Raw genomic sequence first — 7,884 nt, forward strand, 5'->3', positions numbered from 1 at the left:
GGTGTCATGCGGCCGAACTCCCGCTTCGCCCAGGTCCAGCAGTTCGACATCGACAAGGTCGCGGCGGCTGCCGGGGCGGACCCCGACGTCCTGCGGATGGAGAACCTCGACACCGACGTCCCGCCGCCGCTGGTCGCCGTGGCCGCCACGACCGAGGCGCTCGCGTCCGGCGCCGGCAACAGCTGGCTGCCGTTCACCGGCCTGCCCGTGCTGTGCGAGGCGGTCGCGGACGAGTTGCGCCGGCGGACCGGCCTCGACTACGACCCGCTTCACCAGATCGTCATCACCTCGGGCGGGACGTCCGCGGTCATGCCGGTCCTGCTGGCCACCACGGAACCGGGCGACCCGGTGGTGCTCACCGATCCCACCTACGCCGGCCTGCTCCAGCGGGTGCGGCTGTCGGGCGCGCGCCCGTCCCTCGTCCCGCTGAGGGTCGAGGGCGGCTACTGGCGCCTGGACCGCGACGCCCTCGCCCAGGTCGGCGCCGCCACGGCGGTGCTGCTGATGAGCCCTTCGATGCCGTCAGGCGTCCTCCTGGACCGGGACGACTGGGCCGCCGTGGCCGAGACCTGCGCCAGGACGGGCGCGTACCTGATCTACGACGCCGCCATGGAGCGCATCGTCTACGACGGCCACCCCCGCATCAACCCCTGCCAGGTGGACGGCCTGGCAGACCGGACGATCATCATCGGCTCGATGTCCAAGGAGTACCGGATGATCGGCTGGCGGATCGGCTGGATCGCGGGCCCGCCGGACATCATGGCCAGAATCCGGGTCGCGGTCGTCTACAACACCACGGTGTCGAGCGGCTTCGCCCAGCTCGGCGCCGCCGCGGCCCTCTCGGACCCCTCGGGCGCGGGCGTCGGCGAAGCGGTCGCCGAGTACCAGGCCCGCCACGACATCGTGCTCGACCAGCTGTCCGACCTGCCGGTGGTGCGCGCGGCCGGCGGCTGGTCCTGCCTGGTGGACGCCGTGGCGCTCGACCTGACCGCCCCCGCCCTCTCGACCCGGCTCCTGGAGCACGGTCGCATCGCGGCGACCCCGATGACGGCCTGGGGCGAGACGGTCGCGCCGCGGTACGTCCGTCTCGTCTACAGCAACGAACCCGTCAGCCGCCTCGGCGACCTGCGCTCGCGCTTCGCCGCGGCGCTCCGCTAGCGCGCCGCGGGCAGGAGCAGGGTCTTGCCGGTGACCGCCCTGGCCTCGATCGCGGCGTGGGCCTCGGCGGCGGACTCCAGGGGGAGGCGCAGGCCGATCGTCGGGCGGAGGCGTCCGGCCGCCGCGTGCGCCAGCGCCTCTCTGGCCAGTTCGCGCAGGTCCGCCTGGGGGAAGGGGGCCTGGGTCACCCGGTCGCCGGGGGTGGTCATCGGGCCGCCCGCCATGCCGTACACGCTGATCCTGCCGCCGTCGCGCAGCAGCGACAGGGCCGCCGCGCCGATCGCGCCGCCGACGCCGTCGAAGACGACGTCCACGGCGGGCAGGCCGTCGGTCCAGGCGGGTGCGGTGTAGTCGACGGTCAGCTCGGCGCCGAGCCGTTCGGCGAGGCGCCTCTTGTCAGGGCTGCTCGCGGCGCCGATCACCCTGGCCCCGGCGGCGCGTGCGAGCTGCACGAGCAGGCTGCCCACGCCGCCGCCGGCCGCCTCCACCAGCACCCACTCCCCGGCCCGTGGCGCGGCGGCGCGCATCAGCCCGACGGCGGTGCGGCCGTCGGCCAGCAGCGCGACGGCGTCCTCCAGAGGCAGGCCGCCGGGCACCGGGATCAGGTCGCCGGCGCTCGCCACCGCCAGCTCGGCGTAGCCGCCCGCGCCGCCCAGCGTGCTGACGACCTGGGTGCCGACCAGCGACCCGGGCACGTCCTGGCCGACGGCGAGCACCGTGCCCGCGACGCCGTTGCCCAGGATCACCGGCAGCTCGGGACGGCGCGGCCCCCGGTCCGCGCGGACCTGCGTCTCCACGAACGTGACGCCCGCGACCGACACCTCTATCAGGACCTGGCCGGGGCCCGCCACCGGGTCGGGGACGTCCTCGGCGACCAGCGCCTCCGGCCCGCCGAACTTCCGTAGCACCACCGCACGCATGCCAGACCCTCCTTTATCGGAGCATTTCACTCCGGATGTCGGCAACCCTATTGCGGAGCATTTCGCTCCGCAAGCGCGAAGGCCGTCACCGGACTCCACGGCCGACTACGGTGGGTACTCGTGAGCTTCGACGAGCTGCTCCGCGACCTGCCCCAAGGAGCGAGCGCCCAGGCCGCCGGGATCAGGCGCGGCTTCGGCGGGCCGCACGCCCGCACGGTGAGCGTCCGGTCGGGCCTGGCGAGGCTGCGCTGCGCCTCGCTGCTCAAACCGCTGTACGCGTGGGTGACCGCGCCCCACATCCCCGACGAGGAACGCTGGCGCCGCCATGCCGAGCCCGCCGTGGTGATCTCGTCCAACTCCGACACCCTGCATCTCTGGCTCGCCGTCGGCCCGCCCGTCGTCCTCGACGACATCTACCAGCGCACCGGCGTCGCCTGGGCGCTGCCCAACGGCGACCCGTCGCGGTTCGGCTCGGTCGAGGTGGCCGCCGACGAGGTCGCGACCGCGTACGCCGCGCTCGCGCAGTCGGCGGTCGCCGGAGACCCGGTGGCGGGGGCCGTCCTGGAGTGGATGCGGGCCGTCGGGGCCGACCAGGCGTACGGGACCCGCGAGGCGCTCGCCGCGCCCGGCGCCGGGGTCAAGTGCGGCTGGTACGGCGCTGCCGACGAGACCTGCCTGCGCACCCACGCCGTGGCGGTGCTCCCGAGGGGCGGCACGCGAGCGACGGTCGTGGTCGGGATGACCGCGCAGCCGTACACGGACGAGCAGGACCGCGCGCGCTACCAGAGCCGCATCGCGCAGGGGCTGCCGGTGGAGACGGCGCACGAGAAGGTGGCCGGCCCCCTGCTCCGCGGTCTCATGGCCGTCACTTTGGCCGAACTCGGCCACGCGGAGTAATCTCGGGCGGATCTTCGGCCCGAAACCACAGGAGACGTGCTTCATGAGGCTTACCGTGCTGGGCGGATGCGGGGCGTGGCCCGCGGCGGGGCAGGCGTGCAGCGGGTACCTCGTCGAGCACGAGGGTTTCCAGGTGCTGATCGACCCGGGGTACGCCACGCTGCCCAGGCTGCTGGAGATCACCGCCGCGGAGCGCGTCGACGCGGTGCTGGTCAGCCACGGCCACCCCGACCACTGCGCCGACCTGAACCCGCTGCTGCGCGCCCGCGCCCTCGGCGACGCGCCGCCTGCCGCACTTCCCGTGCACGCCCCGCCTGGCGCGCTCGACGCCGTGCTCGCCCTGGACCGTCCGGGCATGCTGGCCGGCAGTTTCACCGTCGGCGAGCTGGCGCCCGGCAGGCCGTACGAGCTCGGCCCCTTCAGCCTGGACGTCTGGTCGCTTCCGCACCACGTCCCCAACGCCGGGCTGCGGCTGAGCGGCGGCGGCCGGGTGATCGCCTACACGGGTGACACCGGCCCCAGCCCCGACCTGGCCGACCTGGCCAGAGACGCCGACGTCCTGCTGGCCGAGGCCACCTACCCGGAACGGGTGCCCGAGGAGGACGCGCCCTACCTCTCGACCGCCCTGGACGCGGGGCGCACGGCGGCCACGGCGGGCGTGGCGCGGCTGCTGCTCACCCACCTGTGGCCGGACACCCCGCGCGAGCCCGCCCTGGCGGCCGCGTCCGCGCGGTACGCAGGCGACCTGGCGGTGGCCGAGGCCGGGCTCGTCGTGGATCTCGGCTAGCCGTCACCCGAGCTTCTCGATCACCTCGGCCAGCTTGGGCGGCTCGACGTTGCCGGGCAGCTCGTTCGGGGCGAACCAGTCGTACCCGAGGTAGGCGCCGGTCTCCTCGTCGGTCAACGCACCAGGGCCCAGCTCCGGACGGCTCGTCGCCAGGCGGGCCAGAAAGAACGGCTCGATCTTCACATAGCGGACCCCGAGCCAGCAGAAGTCACGGTGGACCTCGACGGACCGGTCCTCCACGGACGATCCCGGCAGCCCGGTCTCCTCCGTGAGCTCCCGCCTGGCCGCCTCCAGAGCCGTCTCGCCCGGCTCCAGCCCGCCCCCCGGCGGCTCCCAGAGGTCCAGCCCGCTGACCCGATCGTGCCAGTGCAGCAGCAGCACCCTGCCGTCGGCGTCGAAGCAGAGGACCCGCGCGGCAGGCCGATCGTCGTCACTCACCCTGGCCTCCTCCGGCTCCGCTCTCCACTGGGAGACAGTTTCCACCACGGCCGGTGCGACGTCCTCACAGCGAAGGGCCGCGCGGTCGATACCCGCGCGGCCCTCTGCGTGCCCGCTCAGTCGTCCTCGGGCTCGGCCGGGTCGTCCTTGCCCTCATTCTCATGCTGGTCACCGGCCTGGTCGTGGTTGCCCTGCCGGCCGCCGTCCTCGGCCTGCTCGCCCTTCTGGTCGTCGGCGCCGTCCTCGGCCTCCGGCTTGGACGCCTGGTCGTCCGCGCCGCCCTCCGCTTCCTGCTTGGACGATGGCGCTGGCGACGTGGTCTTGGCGTCCGGCACCGCCGTCTTCTCCGGCTGCCCGGCGGACGGGGTGGCGGTGGGGGCGTGGCTCTGAGCCGAGGCGAAGGCGGCGCCGCCGCCTGCCACGAGCACGGCCGCCGTGGCGAGTCCGGCGATGATCATAGGCTTGCGCATCCAGGTCTCCTGACCGGTTGACGTCGTTTCTGACGCCCTCAGCCTGCGGAAACAATGGATAGCGGTGGGCTGTGGGATCCCTAACGTCGGGTTAACGCGACGGCGGCCCGAGCTCCACGACGACCCGGGCCCCGCCGCCGGCGGCCGACGAGAGCTCCAGCGATCCGCCTGACCGCTCGGCGGCCCGACGGACGATGTCCAGCCCGAGCCCGGTGGACGAGCCCCCGCTCACGCCTCGCCTGCCGGGGTCGTCCTGCGCGAATCCCGGCCCCTGGTCGGTCACCTCCAGCACGGCGCCGCCGCCCTGCCGGTGGCGCAGCCGCACGTCGAAGCCGGTGCCCTCGCGCGTGTGCGCGAACACGTTCTCCAGCAGCGCGTCCACGCAGATCAGCATGGCCTGCTCGGGAAGCCCGATGGGCAGCGGCGCGGCGACGATCTTGTCGGTCACCGGCCGCTCCTGGTCGCGGGCGAGCATCGACCAGTGGGCCAGCCGCTCGGACACCACCCGGTAGGCGTCGCACTCGCCCTTCGAGTCCTGCCGGGAGCGCCGGGCCTCCTTGATCACCTGAGTCACCATGCGCTCGGTGGACTCCAGGGCCGCGTTCACCCGTTCCGTCTGCTCGCTGTCGGGCAGCGCGTCCACCTCCAGCCGCAGCACGGTCAGGGGTGTGCGAAGCTGGTGCGACAGGTCGGCCACCGCCTCGCGCTCCTGGGCCAGCAGGACCCGGATGCGTCCGGCCAGACGGTTGAGTGCGGTCGCCACCTCGCGGATCTCGTCGGGGCCCGCGGCGGGTGCACGCGCGGACAGGTCGCCCGCGGCCAACTCGTGCGACACCTGGGCGACCCCGCCGATGAGCCGGACCTGGGCCCGGGCCAGCCTGTCGGCCACCAGCAGGCTGATCGCGAGCAGGCCGACGCCCACCAGGCCGAGGATGAGCCAGGCCCGGCCGACGCCGTTGGTCAGGTCGGCGTCGGTGACGAAGGCGCGGATGACCGCGCGGCCGGTGGAGCCGCCCTCGACCGCCACCACGATCTCCCTGCCGCCGGGCGCCCGCGCCGTCAGGCTCTTACCGGTGAAGGCCAGCCGCACCGCGTTCGACTTCGGCACGGGGGTTCCCAGCCTGGTGCCGCCCGTCAGGAAGATCGTCATGTTGTGGGTCTGCTGCACGGCCAGCTCCAGGCTGTCCTGGTCGCCGCTGGCCACGACCGGGACGAGCGACTGGGCGCGTACCAGGGCGTCGGCGGTGGCCCGGTCGGCGGCCAGCGTCCGGGTCAGCAGGGCGAGCGGCACCAGGAACGCCACCAGGGCGAGCGACACCGTGGACGCCACCAGCAGGAGCAGCCGCCGCCTCATCGTCCGGGGTCCACCAGCTTGACGCCCACGCCACGCACCGCCCTGACGTACTTCGGCCGCTGCGCCGACTCACCCAGCTTGTTGCGCAGCCACGACAGGTGCACGTCCACGGTCTTGTCGGCGCCGCCGTACGGGACCTGCCAGACCTGCGTGAGCAGTTCGCGCTTGCTGACCACCTGGCCGGTCCGGGTCGCGAGGTAGACGAGCAGCTCGAACTCCTTGGGCCGCAGGTCCAGGGCCCGTCCCGCCATGGTGACCTCGCGGCTGCGCGGGTCGATGCGCAGCTCGCCCACCACGATGGGCTGCGCCTGGTCGTCCTCGCCCCGCATGCGGCGCAGCACCGCGCGGATCCTCGCGTCGAGTTGCACCGCACGGAACGGCTTGACCAGGTAGTCGTCGGCGCCGGCGTCCAAGACGCGGGCGATCTCCTCCTCGTCGTCGCGCGCGGTGGCGACGATGAGCGGGACCGCGCTGACGGCACGCAGCATGCGGATCACCTCGTAGCCGTCCAGGTCGGGCAGGCCGAGATCGAGGATGACCAGGTCTGGTCGGTCGTCGATGGCCGCGCGCAGACCCGCCATGCCGGTGGTGGCGGAGTGCATCGCGTGGCCGCGTTCTGCGAGAGTCCGCATCAGGGCGGAGCGGACCGCGGCGTCGTCCTCCACGAGCAGCAGGTACGCCACCCCGTCACCGTAGCCAGCACTTGGGGCAGCTCGGCCGTGTCTTGGGGCAGATTTGGCGAAGTGTTGGTGTTCGACCTGGCAGGCTGGCGGCCGTGAAGCGCCTGCTCGTGGTTCTCGGCTGGCTGGCCGTGGCCGCCGTCACCACCGCGACCAGCACGTGGGCGATCTCGCTGCTGGGTGAGGGGCTGAGCCGGCACGTGGTTACGCCGCTGAGCGCGCAGCAGGTGGACGAGGCGCTGGCCGGCGCGACGACTGTGCCCGCCACCCCGCCCGCCACCCCGCACGCCCCGGCTGCGACGGCGAGCAAGGCGTTCCCGACCCGCGGCGGCTCGGTCGTCGGCGGTTGCGCGGGTCATGATCAGGCCCTGCTGCTGTCGTGGAGCCCGGCGCAGGGGTACGCGGCCGGCGACATCGACAAGGGGCCGGGTTCCACCGCCACGCTGGAGTTCGAGTCCGACAGCGACAAGATCAAGGTGGAGATCCGCTGCGAGGACGGCTTCCCGGTGATCAACACGCAGGCGGGCGTCGACTGACGGTGCTCAGCCGGCCTGCGGCAGGCGGCGGAGGTCGAGGACCGTCGCCACGAACGCCCAAACCAGCACGAACAAGGCGGCCCCCATCGCACCCGACATGGGGTCGTGCCGCGCGCCGGTGACGAAGACGCTGAAGACGACGGCCGCCGTGCCCGCGCCGGCGCCGGCCAGGGTCCAGATGCCCAGGTGCAGCCGCCCCGGCCGTGGTGGCACGGCCACGCCCGCGCCCAGCCCCGCGACGATCCGGCAGCACTGGACGGCGCCTGCCGCCAGGGCGCTCCACCAGCAGGCGAGCAGGGCGAGCCGTACCGGCGCGGACACGCCGGCGACGTCCACGCCGCTGTGCACGCAGGCCACCACGCCCGCTCCGACGATCGCCGGGGCTGCCAGGCGGCGCACCGCCTGACGCAGGACGATGACCGCGGCACCGGGCGTCAGCCGGGGGCGGGGCGCGACGAGGGCCGTCCCGAGCAGCATCAGGACTCCGCAGACGGTCATGGGCCAGGTTCCGGCGACGGCGGAGAGCGGGGTGTCCAGTTCCGTCGCCGCGAGCGTGAGGAACGAGCAGGCGGCCGCGACGCTGATCGCCATCGTGGCCGCCCGCTGTCGCCGCTGCGCGCGGGAGTCGGCGGGCCAGATCGCGG

10 protein-coding genes are annotated in these 7,884 nt (G+C 74.0%); 4 read left to right on the top strand and 6 right to left on the bottom strand.

Annotated features, from left to right (window positions below; genetic code table 11):
- The first annotated feature begins 6 nt into the window (after positions 1 to 6).
- Positions 7 to 1,158, top strand: a complete 1,152-nt coding sequence (locus ABZ297_RS35230) for a pyridoxal phosphate-dependent aminotransferase (protein ID WP_355355602.1) — start codon at positions 7 to 9, stop codon at positions 1,156 to 1,158.
- On the opposite strand, the gene ABZ297_RS35235 is transcribed toward ABZ297_RS35230, so the two are convergent.
- Positions 1,155 to 2,078, bottom strand: coding sequence for a zinc-binding dehydrogenase (locus ABZ297_RS35235; protein WP_355355604.1), 924 nt, complete (start codon positions 2,076 to 2,078; stop codon positions 1,155 to 1,157). The two genes, ABZ297_RS35230 and ABZ297_RS35235, sit on opposite strands and share 4 nt — an antisense overlap.
- A 120-nt stretch (positions 2,079 to 2,198) precedes the next feature.
- Here ABZ297_RS35235 and ABZ297_RS35240 point away from each other — a divergent pair, with 120 nt between their 5' ends.
- Together ABZ297_RS35240 and ABZ297_RS35245 are read left to right on the top strand one after the other, a co-directional pair.
- Positions 2,199 to 2,975, top strand: a complete 777-nt coding sequence (locus tag ABZ297_RS35240) for a hypothetical protein (protein WP_355355606.1) — start codon at positions 2,199 to 2,201, stop codon at positions 2,973 to 2,975.
- A gap of 43 nt (positions 2,976 to 3,018) precedes the next feature.
- Positions 3,019 to 3,762 (top strand): MBL fold metallo-hydrolase, encoded by a 744-nt coding sequence (locus ABZ297_RS35245; RefSeq protein WP_355355608.1) that lies wholly within the window; start codon positions 3,019 to 3,021, stop codon positions 3,760 to 3,762.
- A gap of 3 nt (positions 3,763 to 3,765) precedes the next feature.
- Here ABZ297_RS35245 and ABZ297_RS35250 read toward each other — a convergent pair whose 3' ends face one another.
- From ABZ297_RS35250 to ABZ297_RS35265, 4 genes are all read right to left on the bottom strand, one after another.
- Positions 3,766 to 4,200, bottom strand: coding sequence for an NUDIX domain-containing protein (locus tag ABZ297_RS35250; protein ID WP_355355610.1), 435 nt, complete (start codon positions 4,198 to 4,200; stop codon positions 3,766 to 3,768).
- Positions 4,201 to 4,316: 116 nt separating this feature from the next.
- Positions 4,317 to 4,670, bottom strand: coding sequence for a hypothetical protein (locus tag ABZ297_RS35255; RefSeq protein WP_355355612.1), 354 nt, complete (start codon positions 4,668 to 4,670; stop codon positions 4,317 to 4,319).
- A 91-nt stretch (positions 4,671 to 4,761) separates the two neighbouring features.
- Positions 4,762 to 6,024: a HAMP domain-containing sensor histidine kinase gene (locus ABZ297_RS35260; RefSeq protein ID WP_355355614.1), complete on the bottom strand. Its 1,263-nt coding sequence runs from the start codon at positions 6,022 to 6,024 to the stop codon at positions 4,762 to 4,764.
- Positions 6,021 to 6,707 carry a response regulator transcription factor gene (locus tag ABZ297_RS35265; RefSeq protein ID WP_355355616.1) on the bottom strand — a complete coding sequence of 229 codons (687 nt, stop codon included), beginning with the start codon at positions 6,705 to 6,707 and terminating at the stop codon, positions 6,021 to 6,023. Before ABZ297_RS35265 ends, ABZ297_RS35260 begins: the two co-directional genes overlap by 4 nt.
- Before the next feature lie 92 nt (positions 6,708 to 6,799).
- Between ABZ297_RS35265 and ABZ297_RS35270 the strand changes: the two genes are divergently transcribed.
- Entirely contained in the window at positions 6,800 to 7,240 is a 441-nt protein-coding gene (locus tag ABZ297_RS35270) for a hypothetical protein (RefSeq protein ID WP_355355618.1), read from the top strand.
- A 6-nt stretch (positions 7,241 to 7,246) separates the two neighbouring features.
- Here the strand turns inward: ABZ297_RS35270 and ABZ297_RS35275 are convergent.
- A partial coding sequence (locus tag ABZ297_RS35275) for a hypothetical protein (protein ID WP_355355620.1) occupies positions 7,247 to 7,884 on the bottom strand: 638 nt, incomplete at its 5' end.

This window comes from Nonomuraea sp. NPDC005983 (genome assembly GCF_040614375.1).
Taxonomy (GTDB): Bacteria; Actinomycetota; Actinomycetes; order Streptosporangiales; family Streptosporangiaceae; genus Nonomuraea.